The 16,869-nt window shown below is 43.9% G+C and carries 14 protein-coding genes; 8 read left to right on the top strand and 6 right to left on the bottom strand.

Features of this window, described 5'->3' with window-relative positions; genetic code table 11:
• Positions 1-103 precede the first annotated feature (103 nt).
• On the bottom strand, positions 104-901 hold the full coding sequence (locus MA_RS03295; RefSeq protein WP_048066121.1) for a PRC-barrel domain-containing protein: 798 nt from the start codon (positions 899-901) through the stop codon (positions 104-106).
• Positions 902-1,468: 567 nt separating this feature from the next.
• Here MA_RS03295 and MA_RS03285 point away from each other — a divergent pair.
• Positions 1,469-1,687 carry a transcriptional regulator gene (locus MA_RS03285; protein ID WP_048066120.1) on the top strand — a complete coding sequence of 73 codons (219 nt, stop codon included), beginning with the start codon at positions 1,469-1,471 and terminating at the stop codon, positions 1,685-1,687.
• A 60-nt stretch (positions 1,688-1,747) separates the two neighbouring features.
• Here the strand turns inward: MA_RS03285 and MA_RS03280 are convergent, their stop codons facing one another.
• Positions 1,748-2,410: a hypothetical protein gene (locus MA_RS03280; protein WP_011020671.1), complete on the bottom strand. Its 663-nt coding sequence runs from the start codon at positions 2,408-2,410 to the stop codon at positions 1,748-1,750.
• 299 nt (positions 2,411-2,709) lie between these two features.
• Complete coding sequence (locus MA_RS03275; protein ID WP_011020670.1) at positions 2,710-3,543, bottom strand: helix-turn-helix transcriptional regulator; 834 nt, start codon at positions 3,541-3,543, stop codon at positions 2,710-2,712.
• Positions 3,544-3,981: 438 nt separating this feature from the next.
• Between MA_RS03275 and MA_RS03270 the strand changes: the two genes are divergently transcribed.
• Positions 3,982-5,085 (top strand): hypothetical protein, encoded by a 1,104-nt coding sequence (locus MA_RS03270; protein WP_011020669.1) that lies wholly within the window; start codon positions 3,982-3,984, stop codon positions 5,083-5,085.
• Positions 5,086-5,646: 561 nt separating this feature from the next.
• Here MA_RS03270 and MA_RS03265 read toward each other — a convergent pair.
• The 3 genes from MA_RS03265 to MA_RS26475 form a co-directional block, all read right to left on the bottom strand.
• The gene (locus MA_RS03265; protein ID WP_394295999.1) at positions 5,647-7,614 is read right to left on the bottom strand and encodes an MASE3 domain-containing protein; all 1,968 of its coding nucleotides are present in this window, start codon (positions 7,612-7,614) and stop codon (positions 5,647-5,649) included.
• A 544-nt stretch (positions 7,615-8,158) separates the two neighbouring features.
• Positions 8,159-10,123, bottom strand: a complete 1,965-nt coding sequence (locus tag MA_RS03260; protein WP_011020667.1) for an MASE3 domain-containing protein — start codon at positions 10,121-10,123, stop codon at positions 8,159-8,161.
• A gap of 148 nt (positions 10,124-10,271) precedes the next feature.
• Positions 10,272-10,472, bottom strand: a complete 201-nt coding sequence (locus MA_RS26475; RefSeq protein WP_157860092.1) for a hypothetical protein — start codon at positions 10,470-10,472, stop codon at positions 10,272-10,274.
• Between the two features lie 84 nt (positions 10,473-10,556).
• Here MA_RS26475 and MA_RS03255 point away from each other — a divergent pair, with 84 nt between their 5' ends.
• The 6 genes from MA_RS03255 to MA_RS03235 all read left to right on the top strand — a co-directional run bounded on the left by MA_RS03255 (position 10,557) and on the right by MA_RS03235 (position 16,442).
• Positions 10,557-11,207: a phosphoribosyltransferase gene (locus tag MA_RS03255; RefSeq protein WP_048064926.1), complete on the top strand. Its 651-nt coding sequence runs from the start codon at positions 10,557-10,559 to the stop codon at positions 11,205-11,207.
• A gap of 15 nt (positions 11,208-11,222) precedes the next feature.
• Entirely contained in the window at positions 11,223-11,930 is a 708-nt protein-coding gene (locus MA_RS03250) for a dienelactone hydrolase family protein (RefSeq protein ID WP_342636689.1), read from the top strand.
• A 36-nt stretch (positions 11,931-11,966) separates the two neighbouring features.
• Positions 11,967-12,128 carry a hypothetical protein gene (locus MA_RS26470; RefSeq protein ID WP_157860091.1) on the top strand — a complete coding sequence of 54 codons (162 nt, stop codon included), beginning with the start codon at positions 11,967-11,969 and terminating at the stop codon, positions 12,126-12,128.
• Positions 12,129-12,319: 191 nt separating this feature from the next.
• Positions 12,320-13,315 (top strand): cation diffusion facilitator family transporter, encoded by a 996-nt coding sequence (locus MA_RS03245; protein ID WP_011020666.1) that lies wholly within the window; start codon positions 12,320-12,322, stop codon positions 13,313-13,315.
• A 337-nt stretch (positions 13,316-13,652) separates the two neighbouring features.
• Positions 13,653-14,114: a peroxiredoxin gene (locus MA_RS03240; protein WP_011020665.1), complete on the top strand. Its 462-nt coding sequence runs from the start codon at positions 13,653-13,655 to the stop codon at positions 14,112-14,114.
• A gap of 708 nt (positions 14,115-14,822) precedes the next feature.
• Entirely contained in the window at positions 14,823-16,442 is a 1,620-nt protein-coding gene (locus MA_RS03235; protein WP_011020664.1) for an MFS transporter, read from the top strand.
• The last annotated feature ends 427 nt before the right edge of the window (positions 16,443-16,869 follow it).

Genomic DNA, 16,869 nt, shown 5'->3' with positions numbered 1-16,869 from the left:
CCCCCGTACAATATTAAAATCTTTCCTCCGATCAATTTCTTCCCAACCTCCCGATTTGCCGGTAAGGCTGATGCTTTTATCTGTTTGTAAAATTAAAGAGGTTTTAAATGTTACCTGGCCGGCTCTCGATTCGTTCTCGTTCCCACTGCCAGTATGGCTCGTATCCGTAGTAGCCATACATAGTGGAAAGCCACTCACGGTTAGTTATAGGCCAGTTATCTTTATCAAAGCCCTCTGCTTTTTTCAGGGTTTCTTTAGGCACATCAAGTACAAAGGCGTGTTTGTGCACTTTTAGTTGAAGAGCCTGCCAGGGAATAGCAAAGAATTTGTCACCCATACCCAGAAACCCGCCAAAAGATAGCACTGCGTACGCGACTCTACCATTTTCGAGGTCGATCATTAATTCCTCGATTTTCCCGAGGTGCTCTTCAGCCTTATTGATGACCTTATCCCCTTTTATCGTGCCTGATGACAAAAAATCCGGGATTTCTGTACCTGCCGCTGTACTTTCTGTCCTTACTCCGGCCTGCCCCTCCACTCCAGGCTGCCAGTAAGGCTCGTATCCGTAGTAAGCGTATGTCTTGGAGAGCCATTCGCGGTCTGCTAATGGCCATTTGTCTTTATCAAAACCTTCTGCCTGTTCCAGCACTTCTTTGTTGACGTCAAGTACGAAGGTATGTTCATGCACCTTCAGCGACAGAGCTTTCCAGGGAAGTGCAAACAGCTTATTGCCCATACCCAGAAATCCGCCAAAAGAAAGCACTGTGTACGCGATACTTCCGTCCTGAAGATCGATCATTAATTCCTCAATTTTCCCAATATGCTCTCCTGCTCTATTAAGGATCTTGTCTCTCTTTATTGTGCTTGCCGACAAAAATTGTGGATCATCTCGACTAACCATATTCCCAACTCCCAAAAGTAAGAGACATATATTTTAAAGTCCTTGTCCCCCGGGACAGAACTTTAAGACCTCTCCCTCGATGATTATTATTTTTTTAATGTTACTTAAAACTACTGGAATCATTAAAAATATTATTTTATGTTACCATCAGGGGAAGTTATCAATAAAATTTATCAAGAAAGAACAGGAAAAAAATATTCCACTGAAAAGCTCCCTTCAGGTCAGAAAATGTCGGACTGGCAAAAGGCCTCGAATAGAGCGAAATTCCGGCTCCTGCGGTTTAAAGCCTTCCAGAAACAGGCAAATGAAAAGAGGAGAATTTACAGGCAGAATTTTTAACCGGAGAAAAGGCTTAAAACATTACATATCCCCGAAACATTTATAAGAATATTTGAAAAGACGTATACGGAAAAAAGATAGATGTCAACTAAAATCCGGCAATTACGTTATAACACTTTCTTTTTTATCTTTTTGCAAGATTTTTTAATCCAGAACGCTGAAAATATGTATCAAAGAATCTTTTGTTTGGGAAATACCCCTGTGCTGGTAAATCAAGAAGGTGATGGGATGCTTCATACTTATATCGATACAGAGTATGCTCCGGAAAAATGTTCTCTTTGCAACGGAACCGGGTATGCCGATGGTAGAATCTGCGAAGCCTGCGGAGGACAGGGGAACGTGCTTGTTGCCCAGCCTGCAATAATATGTCCTCTCTGCGGGGGATCCGGAAACATGGAAACAGGAACCTGCAGGGCATGCGGAGGAAGCGGTTGGGCTCTATTCTGATAAAATCTGGCGTTCCCCGATTCATACCATAATAGATTCATACCATAGCATAAAGTGAAACTATGGCTCTTCAGGAAATGATTTATTAGAAAACCGCTCCGAATTCTCAGGAAAATCTTCTTTTTCCTTTTGCTTTGCCATAACTTCGTTCTTTTTCTCATCAGGCAAACAGTCAAAGCAGGTCCCATACCTTGAAGGCTTATACTTTTTTTTGCACACCGGGCAGAGCTCCATACCCTTCAGGCTCGCAAAATGACAGCGATTGCAGAGCACAATTGCATGTTCAAAAGAGGAGTATTCTTCCTCGGCTTTTCGGGTTTCTTCTTCAATCAGCTCTTCAATCCCGTTTTCTTCGAGCCATTCATGATAAAGCTTTTTGAAGTTCCCTTCTTCCTTATCTTCAACAAGCACCTCGATATATTGATCTTCAAGGTCGGTATGGTCAGGCTCGGCTTTATGAACAGTTGTAGCTTTGTGCCAGGCAGGATGGCTTTTATGGCGGTGTTTGCCGGTAAGGACCTGCTCGAATTTCTGGTACTTTTGCCTGTACACTTCCCTGAATCTGACATAGGCAAGACTGTAAATCCCGGAACGGACCTCCGCCGGAGAAAAAGCTCCGGGAGTATGGACGCACAGGCGTTCAGCGGAACCGCACCAGGTACAGGTTTTACCTTTAATGAATTCAGCCCTTTTTTCTTTCCATTCCTTAGAGTTTCGTTTCATTTAGATCCCTGTAAGAGCTTTCGGGAATAAAAGATATTTAAAAACTGAAGGCTCCATGTTCCGAACATAAGTCCATATTCCGGTCCTTATTCTTGCCTTTATCGGACTCTTATTCTTGCCTTTTATTCTGGTCCTTATTCTTGTCTTATCGGACTCTTATTCTTGCCTTTTATTCTGGTCCTTATTCTTGTCTTATCGGAATCTTATTCTTGCCTTTTATCCTGGTCCTCATTCTTGTCTTATCGGAATCTTATTCTTGCCTTAATCTGACTCTTATTTTTGTCTTTATTCCGGACTTATTACAGGTCATGGGAAACTTTCTGGTCATCAGAGCTACAGTCCGAACAATCCATTGAACAGACTTTCTCTGACCTCCCCATGTAGTATTCAAAAAGCTCATTTCCCCAGCTCAGAGCGCGAGGTTCGAAATTGAGAATGTATTGCCCTTCAAACCGCCCTTTCGTATTGAAGAACCCGATCAACAAAGCACTTTCCGAAATCGCAATCAATGCAGGAATTTCAAGGGGAGCTCCGACATACACAAAAATAGAGGCATTTTTCTTCGCCAGGATTTTCTCTCCCGTATCCCGGAAATCTTCCGAAAACCTATCAAATGAATCCCTGCTAAGGATGAGCTGCACCTGAATATCTCTTTTTGCGAGTTCCAGGGAAAAAGAGGGGATCTGAGGGTGAAAATAAGAAAAAAGGAGTATAACCTTTGAAGAACCGGTAAAATGATTGATCAGCTCAGGAAACAGATCAAATCCGTGGGTTAGCCCGGGTTCGAGAAGCTGGCTCCCTTTAAGGTCACCTAGCCGCTTTAACAGATGAAAAGGAATGGAATCCAGTTTCCTGTGGCTCCAGAACAAATCGTTTTCCTCAAACATACTGACCACATCCAGTAAAGGCCTTGCTTTTTTAACCAGTATGTTACCTATGATCGAGAGACTATACACTTCCCCATTCTGAATGATCAGCCCTTCTTCTTTTAATTTTTTAATGTGAGGGAGTAGGGAAATCCTCGATACCTGAAGTAGATCAAGAATTTCATCAATATTTCTGGGTCCTTCTGTCAGCAGTAATAAAAAATTCTTCCTTTTGTCCGAAAATAAAAGGAGGTTAACAAGTTGCATTTTCATCTGGTTTGCGCCTTCTAACGTAAATAAGCATTTTTTAGAGGAATCATTAATATAAAAATTTCAAATAATTATAGTACTGAGATAATCATTAATGTACAGATATAAATGTTATCTTGGATTTGAACCGAAAATATAGAGAAACATGGACAAAAATCGAAAAATGATGTTTACAAATTATATATCTGGATGAAAAAAGAATAAAAAGTCATATTCTTAAAAAAACATATTCTTAAAAAAACATATTCTTAAAAAAACATATTCTTAAAAAAACATATTCTTAAAAAAGATATATTCTTAAAAAAGATATATTCTTAAAAAAGATATATCCTTAAAAAAGATATATCCTTAAAAAATACAAATCGCAGAACAGGTTTTAGTTTAGAAAGCAACCCTGGAAGTAGAGATCCAAAAAGGAAAAGTAAGGAGGAGATTTTGATAAACAAAACAATTCCTGTACTACTGATTTTGCTGTTGATTTTTGTAGCCGGATGTGCCGAGAAACAGACAGAGATCTCCGAGAATGCGACCATAACCCACAAAACGTACGGAGCGTTCACACTTCCGGAAATGCAGCTGCAGGAGCTAACTGTAAACAGCACATCGGTTGTATTTACAACCTCGGACAATGAAGGGGGATCCAAGAAAATATATGAAAAGCCCTTCAATGAAAGCGCTTTCAAAGAACTCATCAGCCTGTTTGAAGAAAACGGGTTCCTTCAGATGGAAGACTGCTATGTTCCACAGGAAGGACAACCTCTGGTTACGGACGTGGGAACTCTGGAAATCAGCCTTATTGAGGGTACCCGCACAAAAACCGTAACTGTGGATCCCTATTATTCCGAATATATGCCTGAAGGCCTTCAGGAAGTCGATTCTGCCCTTGTTGAACTGCGGGCTTATGCCATGTACACATCTCCGGAAGAAGCTGAAAGGATAGCCGAAAACTGGATAGAAACCGCCCCCACATACAGTTTTGATGGCTTTGACCTTGAGCTGGAAACCCATGAGGCGCTTGAGAGCGTCCCGGAACAACATGTCCTGAACTATACATTTACAAGCAGTCATGGCGGTTACGGAAACAGGACAGACAAGATAGTAACCGAAGCTCTCACCCCTCACAGCATAGAAGTCATCATTTCTGAGGGAAAAGTGACATCCGCCGTAATCGACGGCGAATGGGACGAAATTACTCAGGAACCCCTGGAAAAAGAACCTGATACTACCGATAACACCACAAGTACCTCAGGGGCAGAAGAAAACACTGTAGAAATGAAGTATCTAATATCCGAAGAAAAGGCTCCCTGGGACCAGTGGTACGAAGAAGGGAACATCCAGTTTATTAAAGCTCCCACCCCCTCAGAACTGATAATCGCTTATTACGGGACCGTTTATGGTATAGAGATCTCCGATGTACGGATAGTTGAAAGCTGCGATCTTGGATACCTCTGTGGGGAGGAGTATTATGTTGGGTTGGTAAAAGAGAGCGACTCTTCGAAAATGAAGGAACTGGGGTGGACATACATCGGAGAGTACTAGACCCATAGCTGAAAAGCCCTTAGCTGGGAGGCCCTTAGGGAAAAAACTGGCAGGAAAAAAAACCTGGAGTGTAAGACCCAGATAAAAAGTTCTTAGCTGGAAAGTTCTTAGCTGGAAAGTTCTTAGCTGGAAAGTACTAGCCGGGAGGAGATACAGGGCTCCCCTCTAGTGGTTAATTCACTATTCCGGACAAATTTGTTGACCCATTCTGGGGGCAATGAGGCAATTTTTCAGTTTTCTCTTCCTGCACTGCACGGGATCTGCACCTGCCTGTCAGCCAGATTAAAAGCAACATGCAAAGAGATCCTGCAATTAAGAGATAATATACTGTAGAAATACCCTGGGGGCTGAAGAAATATTTTCTTAACCCCATGAGGCTGCGTTTTAATTCACAAAGTAAATATAAGCGCCTCCGCCAGCTTGTCTGACGGTCCTGTAAAAAAAGAAGAAAAAAAGGAAGGGAAAAGAAGTAAAAGGAAGAAGGAGTCGAAAGAAAAACTTAAAATTCGGGTGAATCGCAACTCAAGAAACGAAATTCAGACTTTAGAAATTCAGACTTTATTATAATTTTTCGGAGTTGCCAAAATTGATAACGAACTCTGTCCCATAATCTCTGTTAAGTTCTATACAGCCACCGATCTGTTCAACAAGAATAGTTATGAGCTGGAGTCCGAGAGAGTCGGTATTTCGAAAGTCCATTTTTTCAGGGATTCCTCTTCCGTTGTCGGCAACAGTCAATGTATAATGGAAATCATCATTTTCCAGAAATTCCGGCTCCGAACAGGAGAGTTCGACCAGAGAGTGAGACGCATCATTACTGTGCAGGTTTATGCTGATTTCTCCTTCATTTTTATCTGAGAAAGCGTGCTTCAGGGAATTTGAGACCAGTTCATTGACAATTATCCCGAGAGGAATTGCGGTATCCATGCCAAGATAGACATTCTCAAGGTCGAGTTTAAGGCTTACCCCTTCCTTGCCCACACGATACGAATCGAAAAGGTCTGCAGTCAGTTTCTGCAGGTAGTCCGCAAAATCAAGGGAATCCAGGTTTTCTCCTCCATGAAGCTCTTCATGGATCATGGCTATGGAGGCAACCCTGTTCTGGCTTTCCCTGAAAGCTTCAATCACTTCCCTGTCTTCGAACTTTTCCGCCTGCAGGCTAAGCAGGGAAGAGATAACCTGAAGATTATTCTTTATCCTGTGGTGGATCTCTTTTATTCGGATGCGGTCTATTTTTTCGAGGGCTTCTTCAGCCACTTTTCGCTCAGTGATATCATAGACCAGCCCCTGGAATTTTCCTGAGCCTTCAGAACTTCCCTGAATACTCCGGGTAATTTCCCTGACCCATATTAGCTCTCCATTTTTTTTGCGTATACGGAATTCATTCTCAGCTACAAATTTGGGATTTGATTTCAACTTCTGCTGGTTTTCAATAATCAAATGCTGATCTTCAGGTACAATTAGTTCCATCAAACTCACTTTTTCGGAAAGGAGGTCCTCCTTCCTGTAACCTGTCATTTTCTCTACAGGCCCCTGCATGGATACCGGTGAAAAGACCTCGTCAAGCTGGAACCCTATCCCCGGAAAGTGTTGTAAAAAAGAGTGGGAACCTTCCTGATTTTCATCATCCCCAAAGCTTTTGTTATTCGGCTCAAGACTCCTGTTTACTCCTATCATTCTGCATATATGGCTGTACTCGTCCCCGAGGAAAATTGCTTTTTGCCTGAAGTCTTCTTCCCTGTGCTTGAGTTCCCTGAAAAGAAGGCTGCACGGCTCTTCAAATCCGACATCTACGACGGCTTCGTAGATCAGGTAAAAAGACAACAGTTTAAAGTAGTGACCTATGAGATTTGGTAATTCGTCTACATGAGTATAGAGGGCAAAAGATAGCTCCCCGAAGATTGTAAGGATTATGGAAGCTGCAAGCAGCCTGAAAACTTTAGTTTCAAAACCGTCCCGGGTTATATACAGGAGAAGTAAAGAACAGAGGAGTATGAAAGAGACCATGTATTCACTCAGGATTTTGAAAGGAGTAAGTCCTGAACCTTCAATATAAGCAGCCGGGAAATTATTGAAAAAAAAGACTGAAAATAGGCAGGATATAGTAATTACTGCATATACGAGAAAAACTTTCCAGGCAAAAACGGAGTCCTCAAGAGACTCTCCATACATGTTTTCAGCCTCTTTGCTTCCGGATTCTCTGTTACGTATTAAGAACAGAGGGGCAACTAAGAAGGAAATGCCTTCCAGATATCTTGCAAGTACCCAGAGCTGGATAGTCAGGTTAATTCCAGGAACCCTGAATACTCCCATTCCACTGAATGTGAGGGCATGCAGAAGGTCAACGCTGCCGATGAAAAAAAAAGCAATACCTACGAGTATAAGATATCTGTTTTCCAGGCATTCTCTTGATTTCCACACTATCAAAAAGATTACATATGCAACGTAGACACTGAATAGCTCTACCAGAGTATGGAAAAGAAGGTAGTTGCCAAGGCTGATTAAGTAGAGCAGGCCTATTATCGCGATCCAGACCGCTGCCTCATGAAGCTTTACTTTAAATGTGTTTCCCCCAATATGATATATGCAGTTGCCCCCCTTGAGTGTACTACCTGAAGGTGCTGATCGACCTGATACAAATTACATTGAAGTATACTGAAATACCAGGGGGCTGAAAATCCCTGATTTTACACACTTTGATATAAAATAACGGATAGAGAAAAGAACAGTAAAAAGCAGCATAAGAAGAAGCCCGGAGGCGCCACAACCCTTTTACTGGATTCCCCAATACAGCAGCCCCGAAGTATATACTCCCCAGGCATATTGATCCGGAGCAGGATCAATGGCCTCCAGGCAGTCCTTTACTTATTATCATACCTACTAACTTCCTAACTCCGCGAATATAACATTATATTAGTAACTATTTTAAATTAATTACCAAAAAAATTGTTTTAAAAAAAAAAATAATTTTATGTTAAAAATTTCAACGCGAACATAAGATAGTATACGTGTTTATATCCGGTTGAAAACACCTGCAAATTTCCGAGAAATCAGGATTTCATTTACCTGAACCTCATTCATTCCCCGGATTATCAAAAAAGATCGCGAACTCCGACCCCCTGTCCCTTTTAAGTTCAATACAACCATCTATCTGCTCAACAAGGATATTTACGAGCTGGAGCCCCAGGGATTCAGAGTTCTGGAAATTTATCTCTTCAGGAAAGCCCCTTCCGTTATCAGTTACCGTAAGCATGTAATGGAAAACTTTTCCGTTCTGGCAGCCGGGAACTCTTTCCGGTTTTGAGGTAGAATCCTCCATTCTACGCAAGTTGATTCGGATTTCATCTTCGCCGCCTGAAGGAAAAGCATGCTTTAGAGAATTTGAAACGAGCTCGTTGACAATAATTCCAAGAGGGATTGCAGTGTCCATACCAAGATAAACCTGTTCGAGATCAAGGTTAAGTCTGACCTTTCTGGTCTCTACAGTGTACGAGTTGAACAGGTCAAGGGTTAATTTCCGAAGGTAAACCGCAAAATCTATTGTGTCCATGCCTTTGCCTTCATAGAGTTCCTCATGGATGAGGGCCATCGAGACAACCCTGTTCTGGCTTTCCCGAAAAGCCTCAAGAGTCCGTTCATCACTGAACTTTTCAGCTTCAAGGCTGAGGAGGGAGGAGATAACCTGTAAATTGTTTTTTATTCGATGGTGGATTTCCTTTATCCGAGCTTCCTGTATTTTTGCCAGAGTTTCTTCTGCAGTTTTACGTCTTGTAATATCACGGACAAGACCCTGTGTCCTTCCCTGTGACCTGGAACGCTCCGGAAGTTTCTGGAGAACCTCTCTGACCCATTTGGTTTCTCCGTCTTTTCTGCGTATTTTATACTCGAGCTCTCTGGAAAGATCCGGATTGGAAACTGCTTTGTTCATGTTGTCGAAAAATAGAGGCAGGTATTCAGGCAGGATTAATTCAACCCATTTGACCTTACGGGAAAGGAAATCTTCCTTACTGTAACCTGTAATCTCTTCAACAGCCCCGTCCATGAATACAGGTTCAAGATTCTCATCAAGCCGAAAGCCTAGAAGCCCCTCTATGTTTTGCACAAAAGAAGGGTAGTCTTTCTCGTCTATTGGGACCTTTTCTACACACGATTCCGCTTCAAACGGATTTTCCTTTAAACCGAGTAATTTATACAGGTAACCCTGATCGTCCTTGAGGAAAATTGTTTCCTGTCTCAAAGCCTCTTCTCTATGTTTAAGTTCCCTGAAAAGAAGGCTGAAAGGATCTTCAAATCCGGTCTCAACTATCGCTTTATAGATCAGGTAAAAGGAAAGAATTTTGAAGAAATGTCCCATCAGGTCAAAAAATCCGCCTTCATTTGTATAAACCCATAAGCTCAGTTCTCCCAGAACTGTCAGAACAATAGCTGCTGCAAGCAATCTGAAGACATTGTTTTCAAATCTGTCCCTTTTTACGTAAAGAGCCACCAGAGAGCAGAGGAGAATAAAAGAAATTACATATTCACTTGCCATTTTAAAAAAGGTGAACCCTGAACCTTCAATATAAGCAACCGGAAAGCTTTTGAAAACAAGGATAGAGAGCAGGCATAAAACAGTGATTCCTGCATACGCCAGAAAGACTTCCCAGGCAAAACTTGCTCTTCCAATATATTTATCATTCTTTTTCAGGTGTTTCATACCGTAACCTGTTAAAAGCAGCGGAGCCAGCAGAAAGGATATACTTTCCATATACCTTGCAGCAATCCAGAACTGGGAGTGTATATTTGAATCAAATTCAGGAAATACCCCCATTCCTTCGTAGGAAAGTGTGTATAATAGATCAAGTCCTCCGATAAAAAAGTAAGCAATCCCTATAAATACAAAGTACCGGTTTTCCAGATGGTTTCTTGATTTCCACACTATTAGAAATATCACGTATGCAACATACACACTGAAGAGTTCCGCCAGAGTATGGAAGAACAGATAGTTACTGCGGCTAATCAGGTAGAGCACACTAATTATGGCTAGCCAGAGTATCACTTCATAGGGCTCGATTGTTACCGGTTTATCTCTACCTTGAGATATTCAATCCGCCTCCCTCAATCCCCAACCTCCCTAAATCCCCTATAGATTTAAAAAAGTATGATATATAAAATTGTTCCGAACTATTTTTGTAAATAGGGAGTATTCAATTGAATACAGGTTTCTGCTCAAAACCATCAAAAATTTGAGAATATAAGGGATATTTTTTGAAAACTTTATTCACATGAAATTCTGGGCTTGCTTCTCTCTTGAGCTTTTTTACCCTTACTTCCATTAATTTTTGTAAACTGGATATTCCTGCTCCAGGAAAGCACGAAAGTTTAAGTTTTAATTTATAAAAATCCATGCATTTAAAAGATTAAACGTGGATATTATAAGTTAATATTCATCTTATGGACTAATCCGTTTCAACAGGGGGTTGAAGGGAATAATGGCAATATTTAAAGACAGAGTAGACGCAGGAAAGCGGCTGGCAAAAGAGCTTTTAAAATACTCAAACCGCCCGGACGTGCTGATACTGGCACTTCCGAGAGGTGGAGTCCCTGTAGCTTTTGAAGTTGCAAAAGCCCTGAATGTAAAAATGGATGTTTTCATAGTACGGAAGCTGGGAGTTCCTGGCAATGAAGAACTGGCAATGGGAGCGATTGCATCTGACGACATCCGTGTCCTGAACGAAGACATTGTAAAGTATTTCCAGATACAGGATAGTGTAATTGCTACGGTAGCTGCAAACGAACTCAGGGAACTTGAACGCCGGGAGCACAAATATCGGGGGGATCACCCCAAACCGAATATAAACGGCATGACCGTACTCCTGATAGATGACGGACTTGCAACCGGGGCAACAATGCATGCGGCAGTTGAAGCCCTTAAAACTAAAAACCCGGCTAAACTGGTTGTCGCGGTCCCTACGTCTTCCCCGGACATGTGCAGGTTCTTTGAAGATAAAGTCGATGAAGTAATCTGCGCTGCCACACCGGAGCCATTTTATGCGGTAGGAGCCTCATATGGGGATTTCAGCCAGACTACGGACGACGAAGTATGCGAACTGCTGCGTAAAGCAAGAAATTTTCCAGAATAAAGCAAGAAATTTTCCATCGAAATAAAATCTTTCCAGGGGGTAACGAACATACCATCGAATACCGATAAAAGAGATGCCGAAGTCCGCATTTCTATTGACGGAATACATCTTGAGGGAATTCTATCTATCCCTGAAGGAGCCAGGGGGATTGTCGTTTTTGTGCACGGAAGCGGGAGCAGCCGCCATAGCCCACGCAACCAGTACGTTGCAGAGGAACTTCAGAAAGGCGGCCTTGGAACCCTTTTATTTGATCTCCTTACAGTCGAAGAAGAGAGAGTCGATATGCTAACGCGCCATCTCCGTTTTGATATAGACCTGCTTTCAAAACGCCTTATTGACACGACAAACTGGCTTTTACATAACCCTGATACTGAAAAGCTTAACATAGGTTACTTTGGCTCCAGTACAGGTGCTGCAGCCGCACTCATAGCTGCAAAAGAGCACTCTGAAACTGTAAAAGCAGTGGTCTCGAGAGGAGGGCGGCCTGACCTTGCTGAAAGTGCTCTTATGTGTGTAAAAGCCCCTACACTGCTTATTGTTGGGGGAGAAGACATTCAGGTAATAGACCTGAACCGGTGGGCATTAGACAGAATGGTCATGCCTGAGAAGGAACTGAAGATTGTTCCCGGTGCTACACATCTTTTTGAAGAGCCTGGAACGCTGGAAGAAGTTGCTCGTTTAGCCGGGGAGTGGTTTAAGAGATATATTTCAGAGCAAACTTAAAATTAAACATTAAAATTAGGGTTACGGGGAAAATAATTGACCAAACCTGAAAAAAGAAGCGTATACCTCATGTTCGGAAAAGATATGGGGAGATTCGAAGGCCTGTGGTTTTCGGCAACTCACCCCACGACCGAATTAGCCTTAGCAGAAAAAGTTTTAGGGGATCATTTTAAAAATAAAACATATTACCCAAAGTAATACAGCAAATCAGAATTATACAGCAAATATCTGATAGAAAAGTAATATCATGAGACATTGAAAATTCTGGAACTGGTGAAAGAAAATATTTATATCTTTTGATAACTTATCTATATTTTCCTGTCGAATAGAGGAAATAAAGGTATGAAATTTTAAATAATTCGAATAAATTACGGCTTTTCTGAGAAATTATGAGAGAAACTGATGGTACAGATAATGAAGCTCTCTCTCACTCCGAGGAGACTGAAAATTCCCGGTACTCCCAGGCAATTTACGTGACAAAGGTTGCGATGGCTTCAAACCTTTTGCTGACCGGGTTTAAGTTTTTTGCAGGGATAGTGGGAAACAGTTCAGCAATGATTGCTGACGCCGTTCATTCCACATCAGACTTCATGACCGACATCGCGGTAATAGCAGGTTTGAAGGTTGCCAAAAAACCGGGGGACAGCACACATAATTACGGACACGGGAAAATAGAAACCCTTTCGGCTGCATTTATAGGGCTGGTACTTATTGCAGTGGCTTTCGGAATTTTCTGGAGCGGCCTCCAGAAGGTCCTCGCTTTTTACCAGGGAGAAACACTCCCGGCTCCGAGCAGGGTCGCCCTTGCAGCAGCAGTCATTTCAATTGCGATAAAAGAGTGGCTGTACCATTATACAATGAGATATGCCCTAAAACTCAGAAGTGATGCTCTTACTGCAAATGCCTGGCATCACCGCTCTGACGCCTTCTCTTCCATAGGGACCATGGTAGGGATTGGAGGTGCAATCCTGCTTGGAGGCAGATGGGTAGTACTTGACCCGATAGCTGCCGTTATATTGAGTTGCTTCATCTTCAAGGTAGCCTTCGAGATCTCTTACAAAAATCTGAACGAACTGCTGGAAGCCTCCCTGGACTCGGAAACTTACAGAAGCATTGAGGAGATTCTAATGTCCACAGAGGGTGTACTGGGTTTCCATGAGTTAAAAACCCGAAAGATAGGAAACGCAATGGCTGCAGATGTCCATATTGAGGTGGACAGAAACCTGAACATTGTAGATGCGCACGAAATTTCAACGCAGGTTGAAGACAGGTTAAAGGAGGTCTGCGGCAATAACGGGCACTTCTCAATTCACGTGGAACCCTGTTCAAACTCAAATTACTATTCAGAACGCGAAGGAAAAAATAGAGGTCACAGGGGCTCTTGAAACAGAATATTTACATGACATCCAAAAGAATATCATGGGTTTTCTGAAAATATGCCGACAAATTCAGGGATCCCATGTTCTTTTTCTGAGAAAACCCATCATGGATAATTTTTGATAGCGTCGTAAACCTCTTCTCGGGATTTATCGGGTTTTCCATTCTTTCCCGGAGTTCTCCGGTAGAATTCGCGTACTCTTTTTATTTTTCAATTCCTGTACCTTTTCCTGTACCTTTTCCTGTGCCTTATACCTACTCAAGTCGGGCATAAGCTATGAAAGTCATAAGCATGAAGCCGTTAAGAACTTAAACGTATAGAAGAATGTTAAATCGGGGAGACTTATGACGAACGAGATAAAAATCGGAGAAACAATTCAGGACTTTCGCTTAAGGGATCAGAAGAGGGACGAAGTGCATCTTTATGACTTCAAAGGAAAGAAGGTCCTCCTGTCCTTCCACCCGCTTGCCTGGACAAAAGTCTGTGCGGAACAGATGAAGTCGCTTGAAGAAAACCATGAACTATTTACCGAACTGAACACGGTAGCCTTTGGTATAAGTGTGGACTCCACACCATCAAAGAAAGCCTGGGCAAAAGAACTCGGAATTATGCATATAAGGTTGCTTTCGGATTTCTGGCCGCATGGAGAAGTTGCCAGAACACACGGGATATTCAAGGAAAAAGAAGGAGTTTCCGAAAGGGCGAATATAATTATTGATGAAGACCAGAAAGTGATATTCTTCAAAAAATATCCGGGACACGAGCTTCCTGACATAAAGGAAATCATAGAAGTTCTGAAAAAATAAGGATATTAAGAAAAGACTTTTATCCCCTCACAGTTCCAGCAAGCAGGTTTTGAATCAAAAAGTGGAAAGCCACCGGAGGCATTCGAACCCTCGGCCGGCTGATTATGAATTCACAGACTCTCGACTGGCACAGCAATCGGGTTGCACGAGTTACTTTCTCTTTTGGGGAACGCTGTGTTAAACATGCTGACAGAAATAAATGCTCAAGAGGTTCTCATACAATTATCACGATCGTAAGATCGCACTGCACAGCCCGATACTTGCTGATAACGTCATGATATCCATCGAACTCCATTCTGTTTGAGAACAATAAGCTGAAAATGATCCGCTTCTAGCAGGAGGAGCTTTCTTAAAACCTGTCTGGTACTGTCTCAGTGGCGTAATATTTAAAGCCCCGTCAATGATACTATCTGTTAACGTGGGGGAATAATGTTTTGGGGTGTCCGGAATCGACATAATGCAAAAGGTACCGCTGCAAAATTCCAGCTATCTGGAGACTCTAAGCGAAACCGAGCAAACCATGCGGAATGCTGTCTCTGCAGGCGTGCCAAAAATGTAGACAGTTTTAGCGCCCCATATATTTTGTGCTCGCGTTCATACACAAGGATTTTAACCTGATTCTGAGGGACGAAGGGAAATTTTTCGTTCATAACCAGGTTCATGCGGGAGCTGGCGGATGCAACTGATCAGAGATAATGAGGTAATCGAATGCCAGTAGAATCTTCATGGGCCCCGTTCCGTTATACATCATACACGGTTCTCTGGACCGCAACGGTAATCTCGAACATCGGCACGTGGATGTACAATGCGGGCTCGGGGTGGATGATGACGAGTCTCAACGCAGACCCGTTAATCGTATCACTGGTTCAGGTAGCAACCAGCCTACCGATGTTTCTCTTTGCCATGCCTGCGGGCGCGTTGAGCGACATCGTCGACCGGCGTCTGTTTCTGGTAATCGTCACCTCAGTAACAACAGTCATAGCGACGATAATCGCAATGCTCGTCGCTTTCAACCTTGTTACCCCCTCAATACTGCTCCTGTTCACATTCTTACTTGGAACTGGCGCCGCGCTGACCGCTCCGACCTGGCGATCGATCGTACCCCAACTTGTTCCCAGGGACGTCCTGGCTCCGGCCGTGGCGGCGGACAGCATGGGAATAAATATAAGCCGCGCGGTGGGTCCGGCAGTTGGAGGTTTGATCATCGCCGGCATCGGGATTGCCTCCCCCTTCTGGCTCAACGCTATCAGTAATCTGGGAATTATCGTGGCTCTGCTGTGGTGGCGGCCAGGCAAAGCAGTTGCTCAACGGCTGCCGGCTGAAAGGTTCGTCTCTGCCATGATCACCGGCGTTCGTCATGCAAGATATAATTCACATCTGCGCGCCACCCTGATGCGTACGGTCGGGTTCATCCTGTTTGCCAGTGCCTACTGGGCGCTGCTACCGCTAGTGGCTCGCAGCCAGATCGCCGGTGGGCCGGAGCTTTACGGCTTTCTGCTGGGCGTGATCGGGGCCAGTGCAGTCATTGGTGCGTTCATCCTGCCCTGGCTCAAGGAAAGGCTGGGGCCTGACCGGCTGGTGGCAGCTGGAACGGTCGGCACGGCTGTCACGCTCGTGCTTTTTGGCCTGGCGCGAGAACCCTCCGTCGGCCTGCTGGCCAGCATCATTGCCGGCATGTCCTGGATCACCGTCCTCGCGAACCTCAGTATCTCCGCACAGGTCTCGCTGCCGGACTGGGTGCGAGGGCGCGGACTTGCGACTTTCGTTACTGTTCTTTTCGGAGCCATGACGTTGGGCAGTGCGGCCTGGGGACAAATTGCCGGACTGGTCGGCCTGCCCGATGCCCACTTTCTTGCCGCGGCAGGGGTTCTCATCAGTATTCCATTTACCTGGCGCTGGAAGCTGCAGACGGGTGCCGGAGTCGATCTCACGCCGTCGATGCACTGGCCCACACCAGTCCTCACCCACAAGGTCGAGTATGACCAGGGGCCGGTGCTGGTGACCATCGAATATCGTGTTGAACCCGGGAACCGCGAAGCATTCCTTGACGCTCTTAAAAGACTGTCTAATGAGCGGCGTCGTGACGGCGCCTACGCCTGGTACGTGTTCGAAGATGTTGCCGATCAGGGGCGTTTCCTGGAAACATTCATGGTGGAATCGTGGCTGGAGCACCTGAGACAGCATGGCCGCGTGACAAATGCGGATCGCATCATTCAGGACACCGTTAACCGGTACCACGCCAGAGGTGCGCCCCAGGTCACGCATTTTGTCGCTGCTGAGGCACGCGAGAGACAGGAGGAAGAAGAACGTCATGCAAACCAGGTGTGATCGCACTGGCACAGACCGGAGAAAACGCCGGGACACTTAGAGAATTATGTGAACACAGCATAATTCGAAGCCAGGCAACTTAATGGAATCGACTACCTTCGAATCCGGGGAGCCCTGAGCTGCAAATTTACCCGTTGCTGTGACGAACGCATCCTGAAGATAAGTGAGGACGATCTTGAAGATATCTACTCATTCCAGTGCTTTTGTCCATATGGACTACTCTTCAAAGACGGCAACTGTGAGAATGATTTGGCTGCTAAATTCGAACATAGTTAAGGTGCGAACCCGGATATGCTTAATTGCACCAGGCCACGGATCTTCGCAAATTTAATAAAACTTGCTGGATGTGCGCTTCACCAGGGGGCAGAATATTTAAAAGCCCTGTCTATAATCTATCTGTTAACGCGGGGGAAATGATGTTGAGGGT

This window comes from Methanosarcina acetivorans C2A, from assembly GCF_000007345.1.
GTDB classification, from domain to species: Archaea; Halobacteriota; Methanosarcinia; order Methanosarcinales; family Methanosarcinaceae; genus Methanosarcina; species Methanosarcina acetivorans.
The sequence above is the reverse complement of the archived record's forward strand: the minus strand, read 5'-3'. Positions and strand labels throughout refer to the sequence as shown.

Coding starts and splice junctions, on each gene's coding strand:
- MA_RS03295 (WP_048066121.1), bottom strand. CDS start 901: ATGGTTAGTCGAGATGATCCACAATTTTTGTCGGCAAGCACAATAAAG.
- MA_RS03285 (WP_048066120.1), top strand. CDS start 1,469: ATGCTTCATACTTATATCGATACAGAGTATGCTCCGGAAAAATGTTCT.
- MA_RS03280 (WP_011020671.1), bottom strand. CDS start 2,410: ATGAAACGAAACTCTAAGGAATGGAAAGAAAAAAGGGCTGAATTCATT.
- MA_RS03275 (WP_011020670.1), bottom strand. CDS start 3,543: ATGCAACTTGTTAACCTCCTTTTATTTTCGGACAAAAGGAAGAATTTT.
- MA_RS26475 (WP_157860092.1), bottom strand. CDS start 10,472: ATGGATTTTTATAAATTAAAACTTAAACTTTCGTGCTTTCCTGGAGCA.
- MA_RS03255 (WP_048064926.1), top strand. CDS start 10,557: ATGGCAATATTTAAAGACAGAGTAGACGCAGGAAAGCGGCTGGCAAAA.
- MA_RS03245 (WP_011020666.1), top strand. CDS start 12,320: ATGAGAGAAACTGATGGTACAGATAATGAAGCTCTCTCTCACTCCGAG.
- MA_RS03240 (WP_011020665.1), top strand. CDS start 13,653: ATGACGAACGAGATAAAAATCGGAGAAACAATTCAGGACTTTCGCTTA.
- MA_RS03235 (WP_011020664.1), top strand. CDS start 14,823: ATGCCAGTAGAATCTTCATGGGCCCCGTTCCGTTATACATCATACACG.